Below are 25,680 nucleotides of genomic sequence, written 5' to 3'. Positions count from 1 at the left end.
AAGGCGCTGGTTATCCCTGTGGGAGAAGGGATAACGCCGATTAGAGGGTGATGAAATTTCATGTGTTCATGCGCATCTATCAACCTGGTTACCTTATTTATCCGAAGCTTACGGCTTATCAGGCTTATGTTAACAGGACAGCAGTGAACTATTAACTATCAATTTTCCCCAGCCAGCTCTGCCAGAGCTGGCGGACAGTTTCCCGCTCCGCCGCGAACCGGTCTGCCGGCACACGGGCAGGCTGGGCCTGTAACTTCAAACGATGGACCTCGGCACGGTAGACCCGGTAGGCATCAGCCAGTTTCTCCCCGTCCGCCGCGGCCAGCAGACCGGTGGCGACCAATGCCTCAAGCAAGCGGATATTGTCCGTCCATTCGAGCAATTGCGGGTGATCAACCGACCACTGCAGGACTGCGTATTGAACCATAAACTCAATATCGACGATACCACCGAGGTCCTGCTTGAGGTCGAATTCTTCGGGTTTTTTGCTGCCCAGTTCGTTGCGCATGCGCTCACGCATCTTACTGACCTCACGCACCAGCTCGGTCTTGTCGCGCGGCCTGGCAAGGATCTCGCGACGCACCTCGGCAAAGCCGGCGGCCAGGTATTCATCCCCGGCAACAACGCGGGCACGAACCAGGGCCTGGTGCTCCCAGGTCCAGGCATCCTCCTGCTGGTAGGCGCGAAAGGCCTCAAGGTTGGTGACCAGCAGGCCGGAGGCACCGCTCGGGCGCAGGCGCAGGTCGATTTCATAGAGGATACCGGCCGTCGTCTGGGTGTTCAGCAGGTGCGTCATGCGCTGCGCCAGCCTGGCGAAAAAAACTGCAGAATCAATAGGTTGTTTGCCATCCGTCATCGCATCTTCGGCCCCGGCGTGCAGGAACACAATATCCAGGTCCGAGCCGTAACCCAGCTCGATGCCGCCGAGCTTGCCGTAGCCGATCACGGCAAACCCGGGGTCGCAGGGCTTGCCGTCATACAGCGAGGGCGGGCGGCCGTGGCGCCTGACCATGTGCTGCCAGGCCAGCGCCAGCACGCGTTGCAGGATCACCTCGGCGATCTCGGTCAGGTGATCGCTGACCCGCATCAACGGCATATTCGCCGTGACATCGGCGGCCGCGACCCGCAGGACGTTGGCCTGCTTGAACTGGCGCAGGATATCCATCTGCCGCTCCAGGTCTCCTTCGTCAATGCCCTGGAAACGCATCTCCAACTCGGCGAGCAATTGCTCACGGCTCGGTAACTGGTAAAGGCTGCGCACGTCGATGAGTTCATCGAGCAACAGCGGGTAATTAGTCAAAAGCCCGGTGATCCAGGGACTGGCCGCGCACAGGCGTACCAGTTGCGAGAGGGCAATCGGGTTTTCGACCAGCAGGGAGAGGTAGGCGGTACGCCGGGCAATCTGTTCAATCAGGCCGAGCACACGAACCAGCGCCGTATCGGCCTCCCCCGCGTTGTCGCTGATGCTGCCGGCGGCCCCAAGCAGCAACGGCATAAGGCGATCCAGCCGACTGTGGCCCTGTGCACTCAGCGCCCGGCAGGCATGGCTCTCGCGTAACTCCTGCAGGCGGCGCAGCATCTCCCGGGTATCGCGGTAACCAGCTTCCTGCAGAACCTCCTCGGCCTGGGCCACATCGAGACTGTCTTGCCAGACGTATTGCAGATCTGCGTGGCTACCGGTCTCGGTCTGTTCCTCGCCCTGCGGCGCGGCGAACACCTGGCGGAAATGCGAACCGACCTGCTCGCGATGGCTCGCCAGTTTGTTGCTGAAAGTCTGCCAGTCGGCACAGTCCATGGCCAGCGACAGGCGTGCCTGTCCCTGTGCATCGACCGGCAGGTTATGAGTCTGTTCATCACGCCACATCTGCAGGCGGTGTTCGGTATTGCGCAGAAAGATATAGGCATCCCGCAGTTCAGTGACCACGTAGCCAGGCAGCAGGCCCTCATCAACCAGCGACTGCAGGACCTTGAGGATCGGCCGTTGCCGGAGTCGCTCGCGGCGCCCGCCATGGATGAGCTGAAAGGCCTGGCCAATGAATTCAATCTCACGGATGCCGCCGGCTCCCAGTTTAACGTTATGCTCCATGCCCTTGCGCGCCACCTGCCGCTCGATTAACTGCTTCATCTCGCGCAGGGAGGCAAAGACCCCGAAATCAATATAACGCCGGTAGATAAAGGGTCGCAGGGTCGCCGTGAGTCGCGCGCCCTGGTCACGGTCACCGGCGACGACGCGGGCCTTGATCATGGCATAGCGTTCCCACTCACGGCCGTGGGTCTGGTAATACTCTTCGAAGGCATCAAAGCTCATCGCCAGCGGGCCGCTCTCGCCAAATGGACGCAGGCGCATATCGACCCGGAACACGAAGCCATCGGCCGTGACCGCATCGAGGACAGCGATCAGCCTCCGGCCGAGACGGGTAAAGTACTCGCTGTTCTCCAGCTGCATCCGCCCGCCGCGGGTCAGGCCTTCTTCCGGGTAGGTAAAGATGAGATCGATATCCGAGGAATAATTCAGTTCCCAGGCACCCAGTTTACCCATGCCCAGCACCACCAGGGACTGGGTCTGGCCCTGCTCATCACAGGGTCGGCCGAGTTCCTGCTGTTGCCAGCGTGACAGCATCCCCAGCGCCGCCTCCAGGCAGGCCTCGGCCAACCAGCTCAGTTCATGCGTGGTTTGCTGCAGGTCATTCCAGTGCAGCAGGTCGCGGAAGCTTATCCGCAGCATTTCGCGCTGGCGATATTCGCGCAAGACCTGTCGCAAGCCGGCCTCGTTGTCGACCTCGATAACCCGTCGCGCCAGGGCACGTAGCTGCTCGCCATTACGGTAGGCGCGCAACAGGTCGCCACTCCGGCATAGTTCGTCGAATAACCGCGGTTCGCGGGCACACAGCTGGGCTGCGAAGTCACTAAGCGCAAACACCCGGCACAATGCCCGACACATAAACGGTTCACGTGGTGGGGCCAGCCCCGCCACCTCGAGTGCCTGTATGTATGCAGCCCAGGCGGCTTCAGCCTGGGGCAACACTTCTTTCGGGAGACCCGCAAACAGCGGCAGTTGATCATTCTTCATGCCGCAAGCTTAAGAGTCATGCCGTGCCCGGGGCAAGTGCTTTACTCATATAAAGCTAAAGTCTGTTTGCCAGCCGGCCGTCATAAGAAGGAATAACCTAACCAGCACGGAGATTTTGCATGGAGTTTAAGGACTATTTGAAGATCATGGTCATGAAGGATGCCTCTGACCTCTATCTGGCTGCGGGCGCGCCGCCTTCGGCCAAGTTTCATGGTTCGCTCAAGGCGCTGGAGCAAAAGACCCTCACCGGCCAGGATGTCAAAGACATCGCCTACGCCATCATGGACAAGGATCAGATTACAGAATTCGAGAGCAAGCCGGAAATGAACCTGGCCCTGTCCATCTCCGGGGTCGGCCGCTTCCGCGTCAACATCTTCAAACAGCGCAATAACCTGTCGATGGTCATCCGCAACATCAAGACCGACATCCCCCACTTTGAGGACCTGGGGCTGCCACCGATCATGCAAAAAATCATCATGACCAAGCGCGGTCTGGTATTGTTTGTCGGTGCCACCGGTTCCGGCAAGTCGACCTCGCTGGCCTCGCTGATTGATCACCGCAACAGCAACAGCGCCGGTCACATCATTACCATCGAAGACCCGATCGAGTTTGTCCACCAGCACAAGAAGAGCATCGTCAACCAGCGTGAAGTCGGCGTCGATACCGACAGCTATGCAGACGCTCTCAAGAATACCCTGCGCCAGGCGCCGGATGTGATCCTGATCGGTGAGATCCGGGACCGCGAGACCATGGAACATGCGCTGGCCTTTGCCGAAACCGGCCACCTCGCTATCTCGACCCTGCATGCAAATAACGCCAACCAGGCGCTGGACCGGATTATCAACTTCTTCCCGGAGGAACGCCGTAACCAGTTGCTGAATGACCTGTCCATGAACCTGCAGGCCTTTATCTCACAACGCCTGATCCCGACCGTGGACGGCAAACGCTGTGCCGCTATCGAGATCCTGCTGGGCACGCCCCTGGTGCGTGACACAATCAAGCGGGGGGAAATCGGTGAACTCAAGGAGATCATGACCAAGTCCGCCAACATCGGCATGCAGACCTTTGACCTGGCCCTGTATGAGCTCTTCAAGGCGGGCCGTATCAGTGAAGAAGAGGCGATACGTAATGCCGATTCGGCCAATAACCTGCGCCTCAAGATCAACCTTGCCGACGAACAGCGGGGCGAGAGCGAGGAGGCGGCCGGCCTGAGCCTGGTCAGCGATGAACCGGCCGAAGAGGAATTGCCTCCGGCAGGCAGAGCGGCCTCGTTCAGCCTGGAGGATATCCCGGCTGAAGAAGAAAAACCCTGAAGACTTGATACAGCGCCTCTATGAAGAAGCGCCCTGCAATGCAGAAGGCCCCGCAAGCGGGGCCTTCTGCAAAACCATTAAAAACAACCTGTCAGAAAACCCAGGTTAACTGCAGGCCAATACGGTCACCGATTGAGTCAATAACTATCGGCACATTATTATTTGCACCAGCCGTTGCACCAGCATTACCACCGTTAAACGCAGCCGAATAATCATTTGGCTGTTTCACATCACGGAAGCCATAGTTAAACGTCAAGCGCGTCTTCGGCGTGAAGTGATAGGTGACACCCAGGGTGGTTTCATCCAGTTCACGTTCATTACCCGGGTCGATGCCGGTAGCAACAGAGTACAGACGCTGTTCGCGGGCCCAACGAATATCAAACTGCCAGTTCTTGTCGAGGTAAAAACCATACTCGAACTGCAGGCCTCGTGATTTGTTGGCATCATCGGTAGCAAGCTGGACAGTACCCACGTAGCCGTTACCCGTTTGCCCCGCAACGCCTGCCACCGGGCCGAGGAAGATCATGCCTTTTGCATATGCGAGTTCGGCAGCAAAACGCTGCTTGTATTTTGAGCCAAAGAACTTGCCAAGCCCCTTGACGCCAACACCATAGCGGGTTCGATCGAATTCTTTATCCGTAGTATCCGTATAGAACTGGCGCTCACCACTCTGATGCCAGGCATACATCTTGACACCATTCTTCTTCGGGCCACGGCCACCCGGCAATAATTTTTCTGCCGAGGCATACAGGTAAAGCTCTTTGTTGTTATCGCTGTCACTGCCACGGCTAATGGATTCACCACGCCCGACCTTGACGGCATAACTCAAATCCCATGACTTGTTCGCCACTTTGAAGCTGTCGAAGACCTGGATACCCCAGTCACGTGCGGCACTGAAACCGTAAGCACTTCGCTGTGGTGTACCAATGGCATTGCCCGCCGCAGGCGCAGGGTTATTACCGATTAGAGTGGTATTACCACTATAAAAGTTTTCCAGTACCTGCGTTGCACCGAAAGTGGAGAATTCGATGAAATCGATGGTATTGACGCCCTGGAAGATTTCTTCTGAGCTTGGGTTTTTGAATAAACCAACACGGACACGAGCCCCAGGAATGTGGTTAAAGGTCAGGCTGGCATGGTCGAGTGAAACAGGACGACGATCGGTATCGAACTGGTTCTGGTTGAACAGGCCGTCATCAAGTGCCAGCATGCCAAAGTAGTTAATCTTCGCGGTGAAGCTGTTTTTCAGCGGCCCGGAGAGACGACCGCGCACACCCAGACGGGCACGACGCATGTAAAGCGATTGTGTCCTGTCAAAGTCAGGCGTCACGGTATTCGGTACGGCGTAGGAACCATTTGCCGCTGCACCCGCACCAATAAGGCCTTCCAGCTTGTCAGCGCCAGTGCTGGCCGACCAGGCAGGCTGCACAAAGGCAAACAGACGGTGATCGGGCATCTTTGGATGCTCTGTACCTTGCAGCATCAACCAGTTTGCGGCCTGTGCGGACGACACAGAACCGAACAGGGTCGCCGCACAGCACATAGCCAGCAGCCCCTTCTTGAGTGGTGTAGTCATTTTCCGTTCTCCAAAAGAATTTTCTTTCTTGTTATAAGGCAACAACCAGGTGCAGGAGGCTCTGAAGTTATTGATTTTATTAGCCAGAGCAACGGGCGATTTGCTGTAACCTATTGCAGTCCGCAATCATGCAATGCAATCACACCGCAACTTGCAGAGGTGCAGTCTGCAGCATGGCCATACTTTGCTCAAGTCTATAAAACTTATGACGAATAAAATCCTGTTTATGTAAGCCTTTAATAATATAAGACTTATTCTAAAAGAGTTGAGGAATCCGGATTGCGGATTGATGATCGTGAGAAATAAACAGGCTTGCCTATATTGACGTTTCGTGTCGGATTCACTTCAGAACCCCTACGGGTTTCATCAAGTATTTACTCCGTTTCGCTACGGTCACGTCGTTGTTACTCCTGATCCGACAAAATCAGCAAACAGGCATAAAAAAAGCCCCGCTATCTCTAGCGGGGCCTTCAGGGTCAGGGATTTTGTCGTGTGACAAGGCGCACTTTCGCGAGCAGCGCAGTGTATATGCAATACATGAGCAGCGGATGCCTCGAGCCGGGACGGGTGAGGTACTCACAATGAACCTCGAAGAGGTTCTGTGAGGAGTAAATCTAATCAAACGCTAAACATAAAAAACCCTCGCCCAAAAGGCGAGGGTTTTTAATAGGCTTTTAAGTGGTGCGCATAGATGCCTGCGGCATCATTATGCATACCCTAACCTTCGTACCGAAGGTTCAGGGCAATTACATCATGCCGCCCATGCCACCCATACCGCCCATGCCACCCATATCAGGGGCACCGCCACCGCCATTATCTGACGGCGCATCGGCAATCATGCACTCGGTTGTGATCATCAGACCGGCAATCGAAGCGGCATTTTGCAGTGCGGTACGGGTCACCTTGGTCGGGTCAAGGATACCCATCGCGATCATGTCGCCATACTCACCCGTCGCGGCGTTGTAACCGTAATTACCTTCACCGGCTTCGACGTTGTTAAGCACGACCGAGGCCTCGTCACCGGCATTGGTAACAATCTGGCGCAACGGCTCTTCCATGGAGCGACGAGCGATGCTGATGCCCACGTCCTGGTCATGATTGTCACCCTTCAGTTCCTTGAGTGCCTGCAGGGCACGTATCATGGCCACGCCACCACCTGGTACCACACCTTCTTGCACGGCGGCGCGTGTCGCATGCAGGGCATCTTCCACACGGGCCTTCTTTTCTTTCATTTCAACTTCGGTAGCGGCACCGACCTTGATCACGGCAACACCGCCAGCCAGTTTGGCGACGCGTTCCTGCATCTTTTCGCGGTCGTAATCAGAAGATGTCTCTTCCATCTGTGCACGGATCTGGTTAACTCGATCTTCGATTTCCTTGGCGACACCGGCACCATCAATCACCGTGGTTTCTTCCTTGGTGATAACCATGCGCTTGGCGGAACCCAGTTCCTCGAGAGTTGCCTTCTCCAGTGACAGACCGATTTCTTCCGAAATCACCGTACCACCGGTGAGAACAGCGATATCCTGCAACATGGCCTTGCGACGGTCACCAAAGCCAGGGGCCTTGACGGCACAAACCTTGACGATACCGCGCATGTTGTTAACAACCAGTGTCGCCAGGGCTTCGCCTTCAACGTCTTCGGCAATAATAACCAGCGGACGACCGGCCTTGGCCACGGCTTCCAGTACCGGCAAGAGTTCACGAATGTTGGAGACCTTCTTGTCGTAAATCAGGATGTACGGTTCTTCCATTTCCGCCGTCATGTTCTGCTGGTTGTTGACGAAGTAAGGTGACAGGTAACCGCGGTCGAACTGCATACCTTCAACCACGTCAAGATCGTTATCGAGGCTGGTGCCTTCTTCGACGGTGATCACGCCTTCCTTGCCGACCTTGTCCATTGCCTTGGCAATGATGTCGCCGATATTGGCGTCGGAGTTGGCAGAGATGGTGCCGACCTGGGCGATGGCCTTGTTATCAGCACATGGCTTGGAAAGTTTCTTCAATTCTTCAACGGCAGCGGCAGCAGCCTTGTCGATACCGCGTTTCAGGTCCATCGGGTTCATACCGGCAGCCACTGACTTCATGCCTTCACGAACGATGGCCTGGGCGAGAACGGTTGCCGTGGTTGTACCGTCACCGGCAACGTCAGAAGTCTGCGAGGCAACTTCTTTCACCATCTGGGCGCCCATGTTCTCGAACTTGTCCTGCAGCTCGATTTCCTTGGCCACGGAGACGCCGTCTTTTGTTACGGTCGGAGAGCCGAAGCTCTTTTCCAGTACGACATTGCGGCCCTTCGGACCGAGGGTGACCTTAACGGCATTCGCCAGGATATTGATACCGGCAACCATACTGTGGCGCGCGTCATCACCAAATTTTACTTCTTTTGCTGACATGTTATTTCCTCTCTAGATTATTCGTTTGTCTTCGGGGGGCGGTCTTAACCTTCTACCACGCCCATGATGTCTTCTTCGCGCATAACCAGCAGGTCTTCACCGTTGACCTTCACTTCGCTGCCTGAGAACTTGCCAAACATGACGATGTCGCCAACCTTGACATCAAGGGGGCGCACTTCACCGCTGTCGAGAATTTTGCCTTTACCCACTGCCAGGACTTCACCCTGGGCTGGTTTTTCGGCGGCGGAATCCGGGATCACAATGCCACCGGCGCTGGTGCGCTCTTCTTCCTTACGGCGGACGATCACACGATCATGCAAAGGGCGAATGTTCATGAATAAACTCTCCTGAAATTATTACTTATTAATCAAATGGTTAATATTCTACCGCGAGCATTGTTAGCACTCGTCATCGATGAGTGCTAATCATAAGGCCGAAACGTGAAAAATCAAGGGCACGGCTGAATAAATGTTGGATTCCGGTTGAGAAAGACAATGCAAGATGGGCGACTCTCGGCCCATCCCGATATCTCATGGCACGGCTGTGCCCGGTACGTCGCCCCGAAAAATGGGCATGAACCTCGATAAGACCGTATACAGAACCTATATCAATAACAAGATGGTACGACCCCGTGTTGAATCCGGACGGTCTTTTATACCCCAACCAGCTTGGCGGTTGGGGGACTACTCGTCATCCCGCCAGTACTCACCCTCTATCGTGCGGGAGGAATCACCGGAACGCGGGCCCGGCCCGGGGCCGGGCGGCGGACGCATACGGCGGCGTAACCAGGCCTTGATAAGGGCACGGCGCAGGGGGGTAACCAGGCACAGGAAACCAATAATATCGGTGAAAAAACCCGGGGTTAGCAATAACGCGCCGCCGATCAGGAGACAGAATCCTTCCAGTATTTCAATGGCCGGTAGCTCGCCCTGGGCCGTGGCCTCCTGCACGCGGCGCATGGTCGAGAGTCCTTGTGCCTGCAGGAGCGCGGCACCGAGCACCGCGGTAAAGACCACCATGAAGACCGTCGGAATGGCACCGATTACCGAGCCTATCTCGATCAGCAGGTATATCTCGAGCAAGGGGACGGCGAGAAAGAGCAGGAATAGAATATGTACGGGACGCATCCCATATAAGGTACTAGGGACCGCGCACGAGGGCAAAAAAATATCGACCGCAGCGGACTTCACCCCGGGATATTACTAGTGATAGGCCGGTGAATCTTGTATCTTCCTTAATATGAATACCGACAGCGCGCACCTGCTGGTTTACTGCACCTGCCCGGATCATAACGTCGCGGTGCAACTGGCCAATACCCTCGTTGCAGAGGCACTGGCTGCCTGTATTAATATCGTCCCGGGCCTGACCTCGATTTATGCCTGGCAGGGCCAGCTGGAAACGGACACCGAAGTACTGCTTATGATAAAAACCACCCGGGAACGATACCCGGCCCTGCAGACAAGGCTCGAGGCATTGCATCCTTACGAACTTCCTGAGGTGATCGCTGTCCCTATAGAAGTGGGGCTACCGACATACCTGGAGTGGGTCGACAGCGCCTGCCAACCAAACACTAACAAGCCGAAACCTTAAAAGAAGACGGACATGAAAAAACTGCTATTCCTGCTCAGCCTCCTGCTTATCAACAACCTGGCCTTTGCCGTTGAGGAAGATGAACTCCTGCCACCGGAAGAGGCTTTTAGTGTCAACGCCCGCGCCATCGATGCCAATACTGTCGAGATAGAATGGAAGGCCGCCGAGGGTTATTACCTTTACCACGACAAGTTTAACTACCAGTCAGAAACGCCGGGCATTGCACTCGGCGACCCGCAAATCCCGCCGGGCAAGAAAAAATTTGGCTTGCGTGCCGATGGTACAGAGGGCGAACTGGAGATTTATCGTCACAAGGTCGCCATCAAATTACCGCTTACCCGCACAGACACCAGCAAGAACTCTTTGCGCCTGACGGTTGGCTCGCAAGGCTGTGCGGATGTCGGCGTCTGTTACCCGCCACGGCGTCAAACCGTGCTGTTGAATTTACCGGCCGCCGGTACTGCGGCAGCGAAAAAGACCGGTGGCCTGCAGGCCTTGACCACGCTGGGTGACAAGCTTGGCCTGGGTAATGCTGAACGTGAATTCCTGCCCCCTGATGAAGCCTTCCGCTTCAGTGCCCATGTCAGCGAGAACGGCAATATCATTGCCGACTGGCAGGTTGCCGAGGGTTATTACCTGTACCGCGACAAGTTTGCCTTCAATACTGATACCACCGGCATGCAGCTGGGTACCGCGAGCCTGCCGGCCGGGGAAATGCACCACGGCATCCTGCCCAGCGGCGGCGAAGGCGAGGTTGAGGTCTATATGCATGGTGTCCAGGTCAACATCCCTGTACAGCGTGGCGAAGCCACCGGCAACACGATTGACTTTACGGCCAAATTCCAGGGCTGTGCGGATGCCGGTATCTGTTACCCGCCGATGCAAAAAACCGTGAGCCTCGAGTTACCGGCTGCCCAGGCAGCGGCATCCATCCAGGCTGTTGCGCCGGCGGTGACGTCCCCTGGCGCGCCGGTCACGGAACAGGACAGCATTGCCGAATCATTAAAATCCGGTAACACCCTGCTGACCCTGCTGGCATTCTTCGGCTTTGGTCTGCTGTTGTCTTTCACCCCCTGCGTGTTCCCGATGATCCCGATCCTGTCGAGCATCATTGTCGGCCAGGGCGAGGGGATTACCACGCGCAAGGCCTTCACCCTGTCCGTTGTCTACGTGCTGGCCATGTCAGTTACCTACACCTTTGGCGGGATCATGGCCGGGGTCTTCGGTGAGAACCTGCAGGCGGCCTTCCAGAACCCGTGGATCATCAGCAGCTTTGTTGGCATCTTCGTTGTCCTGTCGCTGTCGATGTTTGGTTTCTATGACCTGCAGTTACCGAATGCCCTGCAGAGCAAGCTCACCGAGATCAGCAACAAGCAGGAAGGCGGCACCCTCGTTGGCGTCGCCATCATGGGTTTCCTTTCCGCCCTGATTGTCGGTCCCTGTGTTGCCGCACCTCTCGCCGGTGCCCTGATCTATATTGGCCAGACCGGTGATTCCGTTCTTGGCGGCATGGCACTGTTTGCCTTATCCCTCGGTATGGGGGCGCCACTGATCGCCATTGGTACCTCGGCGGGCAAAATCCTGCCGCGCGCCGGTGACTGGATGAAACCGATCAAGGCCGTCTTCGGGGTTGCCCTGCTGGCGGTCGGTATCTGGATGCTGGAGCGTATCATCCCGACTGAAATCACCAATTCACTGTGGGCCGTATTGCTCATTATCTCGGCGGTTTATATGGGCGCGCTCAGTCACCTGCCCATTGAGGCCGATGGCTGGAGCAAGCTCTGGAAGGGCCTGGGCCTGGTCGTTATGATCTACGGCATCATGCTGCTCATCGGCGTGGCCGGCGGCAACACCGACATGCTGCAACCCCTGCGCTCTACGCAGACGATGACTGCCGGTACAGCCGCGCCCGAGCACAAGGCCTTTACGAAGGTCCGCAATAACGCCGAACTCGATGCGGCCATCGCCAGGGCCAGCCGTGAAGGCAAGAGCGTGTTTCTGGACTTTTATGCCGACTGGTGTGTCGAGTGTATCCGCATGGAAAAATCGACCTTTTCCAAACCTGAAGTACAGGAACTGTTCGCCGACATGGTATTGCTCAAGGCCGATGTCACCGCCAACAATGCTGAAGACAAGGCCATGCTGAAACGCTTTGGTCTAATCGGCCCGCCGGCGATGCTGGTGTTCGGTGAGGACGGCAAGGAAAAACGTAATTACCGCATGGTCGGGTTCTATCCCGCAGATGAGTTTGTGCCACATGTCCGCAAGGCCCTGCAGTAAACCCTGCGACGGTGGTTACAAGCTATCCTGACCGATCTTTAGCATTTCACACCGACGCAGGCCGGCATCCATTTTTAAAGCACTGGATTCCGGCCTCCGCCGGAATGACGTTTTTTGGCATATTGTATTCAGACGTACTGAAAATACATTAAGGAAGTAAACGTGAATAAATTCGGCATCATTGGTCTTGGCCTGGCAGCCTTCTTGCTCACCGCATGTGGTGATGACAAAACAAATACTGAAACTGAAAATGTAAAAGTCAGGACCGTTGTCAGCACCAGTGTTATCGGGAGTCAGCGCCCCGGGTTTGCCCTGCCGGATACCAGTGGCAGCGAACACAATATAGGGGAATGGGATGGCAAAGTGCTGGTCATTAACTTCTGGGCAACCTGGTGCCCGCCCTGTCGCAAGGAGATGCCCGCCTTTATCGAATTACAGGACAAGTTTGCCGACCAGGGCCTGCAGTTTATCGGTGTCGCTATCGACGATGCCGACAAGGTCAAGGACTTCATGGATACCTATGGGGTGAATTACCCGATGCTCCTCGGCGACCTGGCCGCTATCGAGGTTGGCAAGCAGTACGGCAATCGCTTTGGTGCCCTGCCGTATACCGTGATCGTCGACCGCGAGGGCAAGATCGCCTTCACCCGTCGGGGTGAACTGGAAAAACACGAGGCCGAGACCGAGATCAAAAAACTACTCTAGGCATCGATTAGTCCTCTGGAAATTAACGCAGAGATCGCAGAGACGCAAAGATCGCGGAGGAAGGTAAAAAGTAAAATATCATTTTATAACCTGTTTGCTACTCCAAGTATCAACGTTAATATGAAAGCATTTATTCATAAAATGCTTTGCGCCCTTCGCGTCTTGCCCTGACCCAGTACCAGGTGGAGTACTCATAATGAACGCTGAAAGCGTTCTATGAGCCAGCGACCTTTGCGTTACCAACTCGGTGCAAAAAAAACTGCAACCCTGTTTTGTGAACTTTGTCGAGAAATGAGAGCGATTTTAGCCTAAATTCAGAAAACGTGCACGAAACTGGACAACTCCCCTCTTATCCTGCACAATACACGTAGAAATATCACATTATTTTCCTGCATGAATATGCAGGCATTTTCGTCGAACATGCAGCTATTTCAAGAATAACCCTGGACATGGCAAAACTACTACTCCTGAACGGCCCCAATCTAAACCTGCTCGGCACCCGCGAGCCGGCCATCTATGGTGCCACCACGCTGGCCGATATCGAGGCCCGTCTCCAGGCACAGGCCAGCCAGGCGGGCCATGAGCTAGACTGCCTGCAAAGCAATGCCGAACATGAGCTTGTCAACCGCGTCCAGCAGGCCCAACAGGAAGGCGTCGCCTTTATCATTATTAACCCGGCCGCCTTTACGCACACGAGCGTTGCCTTGCGTGACGCCCTGAGCGGTGTCGGCATCCCGTTCATCGAACTACACCTGTCCAATGTCCATGCCCGGGAAGAGTTCCGGCGCGAATCCTTTTTCTCGGACCTCGCTGTCGGTGTCATCACCGGCCTGGGCGCGCAGGGTTATGAACTCGCACTACAGGCGGTCATCGCCCGTGTGGAATAAATTAAACTTGATTGAGAGTCTGAATCACCATGGATATTCGTAAAGTAAAAAAACTCATCGAGCTACTTGAAGAATCCGGCATCGCCGAGATTGAAATCAAGGAAGGCGAAGAATCGGTACGCATCAGCCGCTACAGCCCCAACCAGGCTGTCGCCACACCGGTGCCTGCCCCTGTTGTTGCTGCCCCCGCTAACGAACCAGCGGCACCGGCCGCCAATGAGGTCTCCAGCTTACCGGCGGGTCACCAGGTCAAGTCGCCCATGGTGGGAACCTTCTACCGCGCCCCGTCACCGGGTGCCGCCGAGTTTGTGCAGGTTGGTCAGAGCGTTAATGTCGGCGACACCCTGTGCATCATTGAGGCGATGAAGATCCTGAACCAGATCGAGGCCGACAAGGCCGGCGTCATCAAGGCCGTTGTCGCCGAGAACGGCCAGCCTGTCGAATACGACGAGCCACTGTTCATCATTGAGTAAAACTTGGCGGCTTTCTTCTATCTGTAACCGTTGCCGCCAGCAAGAGTGACCCGAATCCTATGTTTGAAAAAATCGTTATCGCCAACCGCGGGGAGATCGCCCTGCGTATCCTGCGCGCCTGCCGTGAAATGGGCATTAAAACCGTCGCCGTGTATTCCTCCGCCGACCGCGACCTGAAACACGTCCGTCTTGCCGATGAGGCCGTCTGTATCGGCCCGCCGCCATCAACCGACAGCTACCTGAATGTGCCGGCGATCATCAGTGCCGCCGAGGTAACCGATGCCATGGCCATTCATCCGGGTTATGGTTTCCTTGCCGAGAACGCCGACTTTGCCGAACGTGTTGAACAAAGCGGCTTTACCTTCATCGGCCCGAAGGCACACTCGATCCGCACCATGGGTGACAAGATCTCTGCCATCGAGACCATGAAGGCCGCCGGTATCCCCTGTGTGCCTGGCTCCGATGGCCCGATCACCGAGGACGATAGCAATGTCCTCGAGGTTGCCCGCAAGATCGGCTATCCGGTGATTATCAAGGCCGCCGGTGGCGGTGGTGGTCGCGGCATGCGCGTCGTCCACAGCGAGGCCGCGTTATTGAATGCGATCTCCCTGACCCGCAGCGAGGCCCGTAGCGCGTTTAACAATGATATCGTCTACATGGAAAAATTCCTCGGTGACCCGCGCCACATCGAGATTCAGATCCTGTCCGACTCCCATGGCAACGCCATTCACCTCGGGGAGCGTGACTGCTCCATGCAACGTCGTCACCAGAAGGTTGTCGAAGAAGCCCCCGGCCCGGGCATTACCCCGGAACAGCGCAAGTTCATCGGCGAACGTTGTGCCGAGGCCTGCCGCAAGACCGGTTACCTCGGTGCCGGCACCTTCGAGTTTCTGTTCGAGAATGGTGAGTTCTACTTTATTGAAATGAACACGCGTGTGCAGGTCGAACACCCGGTCACGGAAATGATCACCGGTGTGGATATTGTCAAAGAACAAATCCGCATCGCCGCCGGTGAGCCACTGTCTTACAAGCAGGAAGACATTGTGCTGCGCGGGCATGCCATCGAGTGCCGTATCAATGCCGAAGACCCGAAAACCTTCATGCCCTCACCAGGCACGATCAACAACTACCATGCCCCGGGCGGGCCTGGCGTGCGCGTTGATTCGCATATTTATAACGGCTACCGCGTGCCACCGAATTACGACTCGATGATCGCCAAGATCATCACCCATGGTGACACCCGCGAGATCGCCATCGCCCGCATGCGTGGTGCCCTGAGCGAACTGGTCGTCGACGGCATCAAGACCAATGCGCCACTGCAACTCGAGATTCTCGCCGACAGCGCCTTCCAGGCAGGCGGCACGAATATTCACTTCCTCGAGAAAAAGCTAGGACTATAGGATTGATGATTTATGAATGATGATTGATGATTGATGATTTCACAAACATCGCACTAACGTGGTGATATCAGCTACTTTTCAATTATCGATATGCCATCATCAATCCGAATTCTTACTCATCACATTTTTGCTAGCGGCATAGTAAAGACACTGGTGCTTGATGTCATGCAGTTTGCTTACCCCGTTCATCAATCATCATTCATAAATCATCAATTATAAATATGCCCTGGCTTAAATTTACACTTCGCACCGATAATGAGCACGCCGAGGCAGTGACCGCGGCGCTTGAGGCGGCCGGTGCCCAGGCGGTGACGCTCGTCGATGCCGAGGACCAGCCGCTGTTTGAACCCGGCCCGGGTGAGACTCCCATGTGGGCCGAACTCGAGGCCACCGGCCTGTTCGAGGCCGACATCGATACCGCGGCCCTGCGCCGGCAACTCGCGAAACAATTACCTGGAGCCATTCTCGCCACACAGCGTCTTGAGCCTCTCGAGGACAAGGACTGGTCGCGCGTCTGGATGGACGACTACCGGCCGATGCGCTTCGGTGAGCGGATCTGGATCGTGCCGAGCTGGTGCGAACCGCCGCAAGCGGATGCCGTGAACATCCTGCTCGACCCGGGCCTGGCCTTCGGCACCGGCACCCACCCGACCACGGCCCTGTGCATGGCCTGGCTGGATGCCCAGGCCATGCAGGACAAGACCGTGCTCGATTACGGCTGTGGTTCCGGCATCCTCGCTATCGCCGCGGCCAAGCTAGGCGCAAAACGGGTTACCGCCATCGACATTGACCCGCAGGCCCTGCTCGCCACGCGCAACAATGCCGAACGCAACGGCGTCAGTGAGCTGATCGTCACCGGCCTGCCTGATACCCTCAAGGCTGACGAACGTTTTGACGTTGTACTGGCCAACATCCTCGCCGGCCCACTTGTTGAACTGGCGCCACGCCTGTGCGCAGCGCTGCGCCCGGGTGGCCTGATTGCCCTCTCTGGCATCCTGCAGGCGCAGGCGGCAGCGGTACGCGCGGCCTATGCCGTTTACTGTGACATGGACGAACCGGTCACCGAAGGAGACTGGATCCGGCTGAGCGGAACCAGAAGATTATAATTGGGCATTGATCACTATGGCAGGCTCGCTCATTAGTGCTATCGTCGAGACGTAATGCAAACCCGATGCCCACAATGCCGCACTGCATTCCGTGTCAGCGAAGAGCAACTCGCGCTGGCCGGCGGCCGCGTACGCTGCGGCGAGTGTCGACAGGTATTTGTTGCTAGTGAACACTCACTCGATACGCCACCCCCGATAGAAGAAGACATCAGCATCCCCGAGTTCGAGGCTGGCGAGGACCTATTCGCCGTCGAACTGGAGATCGACGAACTCGATGTCCCGGCGGCATTCTATGCAGAGATCGAACCGACAGAACTCGACATATCCTCCTTCGACATCTTTGATACGGCGACCCGGGAGCCCGCCCCCCCGGAACCCGCATCATCCGAGGTTGAGGCGAACCCTGCGATAGAAGCCGGCCAGGAGGTCAACTCCATAGCGGCTCTGGTAACCCGCTCCTCGCCAGGAACCGGGACAGCATGGTTGGGTAACTACGCGGCCAATGAAGAATATTACCGTGTCGACCCTGCCGACGCCGATGCAACACAACCTGCCGCAGGGGATATCGACAGCTCACCAGATCCGGAAGAAGCGCCGCCATCATCCCGTGAATGGGCAGACATGCCTGACCCGGATGATGCCATTCCGTTACTTGTCGAGCGCTTTGATGCCCGGCGGCTTTACCCGGAACTGGCCGCCTCAGCGGAGATTGAACGCCCCCGGCATACCAGCCTCTATAGCCTGGTGATTATCGCCCTGCTGGTGATCTTTCTCCTGCAGGGCACCTATGCCCTGCGTGACACCCTTGCCCGGCAACCGGAGCTGTACCTGCTGATGAACGATTTCTGCGCCGTCTTTGACTGTGCCATCGCCCAGCGACGCGAGCTCGACAAGATCGTCCTCACCCGCAGCGAAGTCCGCAGTCATCCGGGGCAAAGCAACGCCCTGCTGGTCAAGGCCAGTATGCAAAACCGGGCCGGTTTCCGGCAGGCCTATCCCGTTCTGCGTCTGCAATTCAAGGACCTCGAGGGCCGTGCGCTGCTCGGTCGCGACTTTCTGCCCGCAGAATACCTGCCGGATGATGTAAAAATCAGCGCCGGTATGCCCGTCAATACCGACATCAACCTGTCGCTGGAACTCGTCGATCCCGGCAGCCAGGCGGTCAGTTTCGACTTCGAGCTGCGATAAGATCCTAATAACGCAGGCTTTGGTATTTTGACACTTTGCCTGCCGGGGCGAAGCAGGTATGATCGGCCGTTCCCTCCAGGGGATACTCCTTAAATAAAAAATTTGATTTCGGACGGCAACCCAACAACATGCAGATCGGGCCTTACCACATCAGTAATCGACTCGTCGTCGCCCCGATGGCCGGCGTCACCGATCGCCCGTTCCGGCAGTTGTGCAAGCGGCTCGGTGCCGGTATGGCCGTCTCCGAAATGGTGACCTCGAACTCCCTGCTCTGGGGCAGCGAAAAGACCCGCCGCCGCGCCAACCATGATGGCGAAACCGATCCGAAGTCAGTCCAGATCGCCGGTGCCGAACCCGCCATGATGGCCGAGGCCGCGCGGCACAATGCCGATAACGGCGCCCAGATCATCGATATCAACATGGGTTGCCCGGCAAAGAAGGTCTGTAATGTCATGGCTGGCTCGGCCTTGCTGCAGAATGAGAGCCTGGTGGCGGAGATCCTCGCCGCGGTGGTGGACGCCGTGGATATCCCGGTGACCCTGAAGATCCGCACCGGCTGGGACCGCGACAACCGCAATGCGGTCAATATCGCCCGCCTCGCCGAACAGGCCGGGATCCAGGCGCTGGCCATTCATGGCCGTACCCGCGCCGATGCCTACAAGGGCGACGCCGAGTATGACACCATCGCCGAGGTCAAAAGCCGCATCGCCATTCCGGTGATCGCCAACGGCGACATCAGCACGCCTGAAAAGGCCAAACATGTGTTCGACTATACCGGCGCCGACGCCGTTATGATCGGTCGTGCCGCCCAGGGCCGGCCGTGGATCTTTCGCGAGATCGATCACTACCTGACTACCGGCACCCTGCTGGCCGAACCCGGCCTCGTCGAGGTTCGCGATATCCTGCTGGAACACCTGGGTAACCTGTACGCCTTCTACGGTGAATACACCGGCGTACGCATGGCGCGCAAGCACATCTCCTGGTACAGCAAGGGCCAGAGTCATGGTGCCGCGTTCCGCCAGGCTGTTAACCGTGTCGAAACGGTTGATGATCAACTCAACATGGTCAATGAGTTCTTTGCCAGGCTCATCGACAAACAGGAACTTGCCGCATGAACTCTACTGCCGAAGCCGCCGTGCCCGAGACCGCCTTTCAGGTCAGTGCCGAGAAGAGCCACCGCCCGTTACGCGAATGTATTGCCACCGCCCTTGAGGAATATTTCCGCCACCTCGACGGTCATGAACCGGATGATCTTTATCAACTGGTCCTGCAGGAAATGGAAGAGCCACTGTTGCGCGCCGTACTCGATTACACGCGCAGCAACCAGAGCCGCGCCGCGGTGATCCTCGGCCTCAACCGCGGTACCCTGCGCAAGAAAATGAAACAGTACAATTTCGATTAATACTCACCGCTTTTACATTCTTTGCTTCCGAGGTCTTCCATGTCTGCTATCCGTCGTGCCCTGATCAGTGTCTCTGACAAAACCGGCATTGTTGAATTTGCCCAATCCCTGAGCGATTCGGGCGTTGAAATTCTCTCCACCGGTGGCACCGCGAAGCTGCTCGCCGATAACGGCATCGCCGTCATCGAGGTCTCCGACTACACCGGCTTCCCGGAGATGATGGATGGCCGCGTCAAGACCCTGCACCCGAAGGTCCACGGTGGCCTGCTCGGGCGGCGTGGCATTGATGATGCGGTCATGAATGAACATGACATCCCGCCGATCGACATGGTGGTCGTCAACCTGTACCCGTTCCAGGCAACCGTTGCCCGCCCGGATTGTGACCTGCCGATGGCAATCGAGAACATCGACATTGGTGGTCCGACCATGCTGCGCTCCGCGGCCAAGAACCACAAAGATGTCACCGTCATCGTCAACGCCGATGACTATGCCCGCGTGCTCGAGGAGATGGCCGCCAGCAACGGCGCCGTCAGCGAGGCAACGCGTTTTGACCTGGCCGTAAAGGTCTTTGAGCATACCTCACACTACGATGGCGCCATCGCCAACTACCTCGGCGAACGTACCGAGAGTGGCGAGCCCGGCTTTCCGCGCACCTGTAACCTGCAATTCCAGAAGGTGCAGGCCATGCGTTACGGCGAGAACCCACACCAGTCAGCCGCCTTCTATGTCGAGGCCGGCGGCAAGGAGGCCAGCATCAGTACCGCCCGGCAACTGCAGGGTAAGGAACTCTCCTATAACAACATCGGTGATACCGATGCCGCGCTCGAGTGTGTCAAGCAATACAGCGACGGCCCGGCCTGTGTCATCGTCAAGCATGCCAACCCGTGTGGCGTCGCCCTCGGCGAGTCTCTGCTCGAGGCCTATGACCGCGCCTACAGCACCGACCCCGAATCCGCCTTCGGCGGCATCATTGCCTTTAATCAGCCACTCGATGCCGACACCGCCAGGGCCATTGTCGAGCGCCAGTTTGTCGAGGTCATCATCGCCCCGAGTGTCAGCGCCGAGGCAAGCGAGATTGTCGCCGGCAAGAAGAATGTCCGTTTGCTCGAATGTGGCCAGTGGTCGAACGAAGCGGCCGCACGTTTTGATTACAAGCGCGTCAACGGTGGCCTGCTGGTACAGGATGCCGATCTCGCCCTCTATGATGATCTGAAGGTCGTCAGCAAGCGTGCGCCCGGCGAACAGGAAATGCTCGACCTGCTGTTCAGCTGGAAGGTCGCCAAGTTCGTGAAATCGAACGCCATCGTCTATGGCCGCAACAACATGACCATCGGTGTCGGTGCCGGCCAGATGAGCCGCGTCAACTCGGCACGCATCGCCGCCATCAAGGCCGAGCAGGCAGGCCTTGATGTGAAGGGTTCGGTCATGGCCTCGGACGCCTTCTTCCCGTTCCGTGACGGACTCGACCAGGCCGCCTCGGTGGGCGTGCGCGCCGTGATTCAGCCTGGCGGCTCGATGCGTGATGATGAAGTCATTGCCGCCGCCGACGAACATGACATCGCCATGGTCTTCACCGGCATGCGGCACTTTAGACATTGATGATTTATGATTGATGATCGACTGGTAATTTCCATTCATCAATCATCAATCCGCATTCATCAATATCCTTACTCGGTGGTCTTCGCTCTCTACGTTAAACGAATTATTACAGGTATCTTGCAATGAAGGTTTTGATTGTTGGTGGTGGGGGTCGTGAACACGCCCTGGCGTGGAAGGTGGCACAGTCACCGAGGGTCGAAAAGGTCTTTGTCGCCCCCGGCAATGCCGGTACCGCGCTGGAACCGCGCGTGGAGAATGTCGCCATTGATGTCGAGGCGATCGATGCGCTGATTGCCTTTGCCAAAAGCAACGACATTGCCCTGACCATCATCGGCCCGGAGGCCCCGCTCGTCATCGGTGTCGTCGATGCCTTCGAGGCCGCCGGCCTGCGCTGCTTTGGCCCGCATAAGGCCCCCTCGCAACTGGAAGGGTCGAAAAGCTTCAGCAAGGACTTCTTTGCCCGCCACAATATTCCGAGTGCCGCCTACCAGACCTTTACCGAAGTCGAACCGGCTATCTCCTATATCAAGGCACAGGGCGCGCCGATTGTGGTCAAGGCTGACGGCCTGGCTGCCGGCAAGGGCGTGATCGTCGCCCAGACCGAACAACAGGCCATTGCCGCCGTCAATGACATGCTCGCCGGCAATGCCTTCGGCGACGCCGGTCACCGCGTGGTCATCGAGGACTTTCTCGCCGGTGAAGAGGCCAGCTTTATTGTCATGGTCGATGGCGAACACATCCTGCCGATGGCCACCTCGCAGGATCACAAGGCCCGCGATGACGGCGATACCGGCCCGAATACGGGCGGCATGGGGGCCTACTCGCCAGCCCCGGTTCTGACACCTGAGATCGAGGCCCGGGTCATGCGCGAGGTCATCGAACCGACTGTGCGGGGCCTGGCTGCTGAAGGCATGCCCTACACCGGCTTCCTGTACGCCGGCTTGATGGTGGCCGAGGACGGCAGTAGCAAGGTGCTCGAATACAACTGCCGCTTTGGTGACCCCGAGACCCAGCCGATTATGCTGCGCCTGAAATCAGACCTGATCGAGCTGGTCGAGGCGGCACTCGATGGCAAGCTCGATACGGTCACGGCCGAATGGGACCCGCGCGCCTCGGTTGGCGTCGTCCTCGCCGCCGGCGGTTACCCGGACAGCTACAAGAAGGGGGATGTCATCCATGGCCTGCCGCAACAGGAAACCAGCGGTGAGAAAGTCTTTCATGCCGGCACCCTGCTCAGAGATGGCCAGGTTGTCACCAACGGCGGCCGTGTCCTCTGTGTCTGCGCCCTGGGTAACAGCGTCGCCGAGGCGCAACAGTCCACCTACAGGCTGGTCGATACAATCACGTGGGAAGGTATGTATTGTCGCCGGGACATCGGCCATCGCGCCATTCGCCGCGAACAGGCCTGAGACTACGGGCAAGTAACTACTCGGGATCGCCCTGCAGGGCCTTTTCCACTTCTTCAAGCAGGCGCTCGGCGCGGATCGGTTTGGCAAGAAACTGGTAACTGCCATCCTTGTTATCCACCATCATCTCCTGTTCCTCGGAAATAATACTCGTCAGGAAAATGATAGGAATGTCCTTGGTGGTGATGTTTTCCGAGAGATGGTGTGCCGTCATGCCGCCACTCATATCCGGCATCATGACATCGAGGATGATCAGATCAGGTATCTCCCGGGTGGCCAGCTCAATCGCGTGCGTGCCATCCGCTGCCGACAGGACTTCGTAGCCGGTACGGCCAAGTAGTTCTTCAAGAAACAAACGGAATGAATCATCATCATCCACCACGAGCAGTTTTGCCATTTTCAAACCATTTTCAGTCATATAACCAACTACCCATCCATTGCCTCACTCCCTTGAAACATATTCTTATTGTTTTTTTTGGGTTAAAGTTTCCTGACCCAAGACCGATACCAGTGTACACCAAAGATTCCAGCTATAACAACACAACTCTTTGATTAAATGGAATATGTATGCAAATCGTGCAAAACATCGGAAGGTACCTGCTCACCGAAAAATTCGACGGTGAGATTCTCAGCCACCCGCCTGCAGATTCACTTTTGCAGGCGGCCGTGAACGCCGCGATTGATCCGGCATCCGTTGCCCGCAGCCTGTTGTTAAGCGACGACGATGGCCTCTTGCTGGTCACCTTTCCCGCTTCGCACTGCATCAACCTGCAAACAGTCAATGAACAGCTGCAGCGCCATCTCCAGCCAGTCAATCCAGGCAGTCATGAGACCTTGTTTCTTGATGCCGGCATCGAACAACTGCCACCGTTCAGCCCCTTTGCCCCTCTTGAGTGCATTGTCGACAGTGCCCTTGCCGAACAGGAGATTATTTATTTCCCGGTGGGGACAAACGACAAGCTGATCAAGATGGATGCCGATACCTTCTTCGGTCTGCAGGAAAATGCCATGCATGGTCTGAGCTTCAGTCACCCGCTGGCTGCTGGCCATGCAAACCAGGACGATGCCCCCGCAGGCCTGCCCGTTTACCTGCAGCAACGACTGACCACGATGAATTCCCTGCCCGCTATACCGGCCACGACGCGTGAACTACTCAAGCACCGCAACCGACCTCACAGCCGGGTGCAGGATCTCGCCCGTGTCATCGAGGTCGATCCCCTGCTTGCTACCCAGCTCATGCATATTGCCGGCTCCGCCCTGTATGCCTACCGTGGCACCCTCAAGACACTTGACGATGCCATTACCCGCGTACTTGGCTTCGAGTCGGCACTCAATATCGCCCTCGGACTGAGCACTGCCGAGATCTTCAGGGGTCCGAAAGAAGGCGTTGCAGGTCAGCAACGGCTGTTTCGCGATGCGGTCTTTTGCGCCAGTCTGTGCGAGGCCCTCGGCAAACAGCTGCCGGTAAGCCGACAACCGGAACCCGGCACGGCACAACTCGCCGGGCTGTTGCATAACATCGGCTACGCCCTGCTCGGGCACCTTTTCAGTACCGAATACAAAGAGCTCAACAGGGAGCTGGAGTTGCAGCCGGAAATATCCAACTGGCACGGTTTTGAACAACGTTTCGCGACCACCCCGGCTATCGTCGGTAGCTGGCTGATGCGCTTCTGGGCGATGCCGGACTACCTCGACGGGGCCCTGCTCGAACAGCGAAATGTGCACCACCACGATGACCTCCATGCGCAGCTGATCCTGTTGGCGAACCGATTGCTGCACCGTTACCACATGGGCGATGCGGACAGCGATGAATTACCCGGGGCCCTGCTTGAAAACCTCGGCATCAGTGCTGAACGGGCATGCCAGACGGCAGAGGAAATCATTGGCCACGGCGATGAGCTGGACGGCCTCGCCCGGCAAATGGCGGGATAGGAAAGCGATTGATGATTTAGGAATGATGATTGATGAACGGTTGATACTCATCCATTATTTATCAGGTTCAATGCTTGGCCATACATGGGCACGTCGGCTTACGCTATCTCCGATAGCTAACCCGACTTACAAAAAATTTGCGTAAGCTCGCGGCCTTTGCGGTGAATGCTTTTTAATTCATCAATCATCATTCCTAAATCATCAATCGCTTTTCCCCGCCCTGGCAAGTACCGCCCGCAGGCTCGGTGCATACTTTACTGCGCCCTGGTGTTTCAACAGGATCTGTTCAGCATTGAAGTCGTCCAGATAGTATTTTTTGTTGTGCGTGTTATTCAAACGGACGATGCCGCCTTCCAGGGAGACCCCGGCAAACAGGCCCCGGCTGCGGGCATAGGAATAAATATCCGCGACGAGGTTACCCGAGGTGGCCGTTTCACCGCGCATGCCCACAGGACCCGCCGCGACACTCAGATCGGCACCGAGTTTGACCTTGTTCTTCATCATGGCACGGAGACCGCGCTGGTTCATGATCACCATCACGACCTCTGAAGACGAAACACCGATCTGCAAGCCGACACTGGCGGAGGCAAGGCTATAAAATACCGGTGCGCTCCATTCACCTTTCTCCCGGTCATGCGAAAGCAGGACACCAGTGCCTCCAGCCCCACCCCACACCAGGCCGGCCTTGACATAGGACGGTATGATCATGACGCCGTATGCCTCTGCCAGCATGGAACGGAAGGCACTCTGCCTGGAATCTTCGAGCAGGGTTTTGATGACAAACTCGGCATCCTCGACCAGGTCATTGGTATCATCAGCATGGACGCGCGGTGCCAGGCATGTCAGTGCCAGTAGCAGGAACAATAAACGTTTCATAAATATCTTGCCCTTCGTTGACTGCATTACAATACCGGCATTGGCAGGGTGCAAACGATCTCGCCGCCCTGCAGATTAACCGCTATCCGCTGCAAGCTATCTCCCGTACACGGGCCACTGACACATAACCCGTCGTCAATACGAAACCGTGCACCATGCATGGCGCACTGGATGTATCGCGCACCGCTGTCGAGAAACTGATCCGGTAACCACTCCAGGTTCACGCCGGTATGCGGGCAGCTGTTGCAGTAAGCATAGACCTGCTTGCCCTGGCGGACAATCAGCAGCGAAATGACTGTTTCGCCGTCAGCAACGTCGAAACCCCGTGCGCCACCATCTTCAATTTCTGCCAGGCGGCAAATACGCCGCTTGTTGTTAGCGATAACCGACATCCTCTATTCACTAATATGCCTCGTCAGAAAAATTCATGGGTAGTTTTCGGGGCAGGTAGCGCTCCAAGCGCGTGATATAAGGCGATTTC

Annotated in this window: 22 protein-coding genes; 14 read left to right on the top strand and 8 right to left on the bottom strand. The window is 56.8% G+C overall.

Going from position 1 to position 25,680, the window contains the following annotated elements:
• Positions 1-151: 151 nt before the first annotated feature.
• Positions 152-3,070 carry a bifunctional [glutamate--ammonia ligase]-adenylyl-L-tyrosine phosphorylase/[glutamate--ammonia-ligase] adenylyltransferase gene (gene glnE, locus RQ738_RS09060; RefSeq protein WP_314164516.1) on the bottom strand — a complete coding sequence of 973 codons (2,919 nt, stop codon included), beginning with the start codon at positions 3,068-3,070 and terminating at the stop codon, positions 152-154.
• A gap of 119 nt (positions 3,071-3,189) precedes the next feature.
• Here glnE and RQ738_RS09055 point away from each other — a divergent pair, with 119 nt between their 5' ends.
• Complete coding sequence (locus RQ738_RS09055; protein WP_314164515.1) at positions 3,190-4,383, top strand: PilT/PilU family type 4a pilus ATPase; 1,194 nt, start codon at positions 3,190-3,192, stop codon at positions 4,381-4,383.
• A 91-nt stretch (positions 4,384-4,474) separates the two neighbouring features.
• On the opposite strand, the gene RQ738_RS09050 is transcribed toward RQ738_RS09055, so the two are convergent.
• From RQ738_RS09050 to RQ738_RS09035, 4 genes are all read right to left on the bottom strand, one after another.
• On the bottom strand, positions 4,475-5,959 hold the full coding sequence (locus RQ738_RS09050; RefSeq protein WP_314164512.1) for a porin: 1,485 nt from the start codon (positions 5,957-5,959) through the stop codon (positions 4,475-4,477).
• A gap of 746 nt (positions 5,960-6,705) precedes the next feature.
• Positions 6,706-8,355, bottom strand: coding sequence for a chaperonin GroEL (gene groL / locus RQ738_RS09045; protein ID WP_314164508.1), 1,650 nt, complete (start codon positions 8,353-8,355; stop codon positions 6,706-6,708).
• A 44-nt stretch (positions 8,356-8,399) separates the two neighbouring features.
• A complete protein-coding gene (locus RQ738_RS09040; protein ID WP_314164503.1) occupies positions 8,400-8,690 on the bottom strand; it encodes a co-chaperone GroES in 291 nt (96 codons plus the stop codon).
• A gap of 348 nt (positions 8,691-9,038) precedes the next feature.
• Positions 9,039-9,482 carry an FxsA family protein gene (locus RQ738_RS09035; protein WP_314164500.1) on the bottom strand — a complete coding sequence of 148 codons (444 nt, stop codon included), beginning with the start codon at positions 9,480-9,482 and terminating at the stop codon, positions 9,039-9,041.
• Between the two features lie 112 nt (positions 9,483-9,594).
• On the opposite strand from RQ738_RS09035, the gene cutA reads away from it, so the two are divergent.
• The 12 genes from cutA (at position 9,595) to purD (ending at position 22,394) form a co-directional block, all read left to right on the top strand.
• Positions 9,595-9,945, top strand: a complete 351-nt coding sequence (cutA, locus tag RQ738_RS09030) for a divalent-cation tolerance protein CutA (RefSeq protein ID WP_314164498.1) — start codon at positions 9,595-9,597, stop codon at positions 9,943-9,945.
• A gap of 12 nt (positions 9,946-9,957) precedes the next feature.
• Positions 9,958-12,225 carry a protein-disulfide reductase DsbD gene (locus tag RQ738_RS09025; protein ID WP_314164497.1) on the top strand — a complete coding sequence of 756 codons (2,268 nt, stop codon included), beginning with the start codon at positions 9,958-9,960 and terminating at the stop codon, positions 12,223-12,225.
• Positions 12,226-12,387: 162 nt separating this feature from the next.
• A complete protein-coding gene (locus tag RQ738_RS09020; RefSeq protein WP_314164496.1) occupies positions 12,388-12,930 on the top strand; it encodes a TlpA disulfide reductase family protein in 543 nt (180 codons plus the stop codon).
• Positions 12,931-13,379: 449 nt separating this feature from the next.
• On the top strand, positions 13,380-13,817 hold the full coding sequence (gene aroQ / locus RQ738_RS09015) for a type II 3-dehydroquinate dehydratase (RefSeq protein WP_314164495.1): 438 nt from the start codon (positions 13,380-13,382) through the stop codon (positions 13,815-13,817).
• 29 nt (positions 13,818-13,846) lie between these two features.
• Positions 13,847-14,290: an acetyl-CoA carboxylase biotin carboxyl carrier protein gene (gene accB / locus RQ738_RS09010; protein WP_314164493.1), complete on the top strand. Its 444-nt coding sequence runs from the start codon at positions 13,847-13,849 to the stop codon at positions 14,288-14,290.
• Positions 14,291-14,349: 59 nt separating this feature from the next.
• Positions 14,350-15,690, top strand: a complete 1,341-nt coding sequence (gene accC, locus RQ738_RS09005; protein WP_314164492.1) for an acetyl-CoA carboxylase biotin carboxylase subunit — start codon at positions 14,350-14,352, stop codon at positions 15,688-15,690.
• Between the two features lie 221 nt (positions 15,691-15,911).
• Positions 15,912-16,796, top strand: a complete 885-nt coding sequence (gene prmA, locus RQ738_RS09000; RefSeq protein ID WP_314164491.1) for a 50S ribosomal protein L11 methyltransferase — start codon at positions 15,912-15,914, stop codon at positions 16,794-16,796.
• A 54-nt stretch (positions 16,797-16,850) separates the two neighbouring features.
• Positions 16,851-17,984 carry a DUF3426 domain-containing protein gene (locus tag RQ738_RS08995; RefSeq protein ID WP_314164489.1) on the top strand — a complete coding sequence of 378 codons (1,134 nt, stop codon included), beginning with the start codon at positions 16,851-16,853 and terminating at the stop codon, positions 17,982-17,984.
• Positions 17,985-18,112: 128 nt separating this feature from the next.
• A complete protein-coding gene (dusB, locus tag RQ738_RS08990; protein ID WP_314164482.1) occupies positions 18,113-19,099 on the top strand; it encodes a tRNA dihydrouridine synthase DusB in 987 nt (328 codons plus the stop codon).
• Positions 19,096-19,386 (top strand): DNA-binding transcriptional regulator Fis, encoded by a 291-nt coding sequence (fis, locus tag RQ738_RS08985; RefSeq protein ID WP_314164475.1) that lies wholly within the window; start codon positions 19,096-19,098, stop codon positions 19,384-19,386. The genes dusB and fis overlap by 4 nt, the downstream gene beginning before the upstream one ends.
• A 39-nt stretch (positions 19,387-19,425) precedes the next feature.
• On the top strand, positions 19,426-20,985 hold the full coding sequence (gene purH / locus RQ738_RS08980; RefSeq protein WP_314164466.1) for a bifunctional phosphoribosylaminoimidazolecarboxamide formyltransferase/IMP cyclohydrolase: 1,560 nt from the start codon (positions 19,426-19,428) through the stop codon (positions 20,983-20,985).
• A 122-nt stretch (positions 20,986-21,107) separates the two neighbouring features.
• Entirely contained in the window at positions 21,108-22,394 is a 1,287-nt protein-coding gene (gene purD / locus RQ738_RS08975; protein WP_314164463.1) for a phosphoribosylamine--glycine ligase, read from the top strand.
• A 16-nt stretch (positions 22,395-22,410) separates the two neighbouring features.
• Here purD and RQ738_RS08970 read toward each other — a convergent pair whose 3' ends face one another.
• Complete coding sequence (locus tag RQ738_RS08970) at positions 22,411-22,788, bottom strand: response regulator (RefSeq protein WP_314164460.1); 378 nt, start codon at positions 22,786-22,788, stop codon at positions 22,411-22,413.
• Between the two features lie 170 nt (positions 22,789-22,958).
• On the opposite strand from RQ738_RS08970, the gene RQ738_RS08965 reads away from it, so the two are divergent.
• Complete coding sequence (locus RQ738_RS08965; protein WP_314164459.1) at positions 22,959-24,323, top strand: aminoacyl-tRNA deacylase and HDOD domain-containing protein; 1,365 nt, start codon at positions 22,959-22,961, stop codon at positions 24,321-24,323.
• Positions 24,324-24,524: 201 nt separating this feature from the next.
• Here the strand turns inward: RQ738_RS08965 and RQ738_RS08960 are convergent, their stop codons facing one another.
• Both RQ738_RS08960 and RQ738_RS08955 read right to left on the bottom strand, forming a co-directional pair.
• Positions 24,525-25,199: a lipid-binding SYLF domain-containing protein gene (locus RQ738_RS08960; RefSeq protein WP_314164457.1), complete on the bottom strand. Its 675-nt coding sequence runs from the start codon at positions 25,197-25,199 to the stop codon at positions 24,525-24,527.
• A gap of 26 nt (positions 25,200-25,225) precedes the next feature.
• Complete coding sequence (locus RQ738_RS08955) at positions 25,226-25,591, bottom strand: Rieske (2Fe-2S) protein (RefSeq protein WP_314164456.1); 366 nt, start codon at positions 25,589-25,591, stop codon at positions 25,226-25,228.
• Positions 25,592-25,680: the final 89 nt, after the last annotated feature.

The sequence above is a fragment of the Sulfuriflexus sp. genome (genome assembly GCF_032250955.1).
In the GTDB taxonomy this organism is placed as follows: Bacteria; Pseudomonadota; Gammaproteobacteria; order AKS1; family AKS1; genus Sulfuriflexus.
The sequence above is the reverse complement of the archived record's forward strand: the minus strand, read 5'-3'. Positions and strand labels throughout refer to the sequence as shown.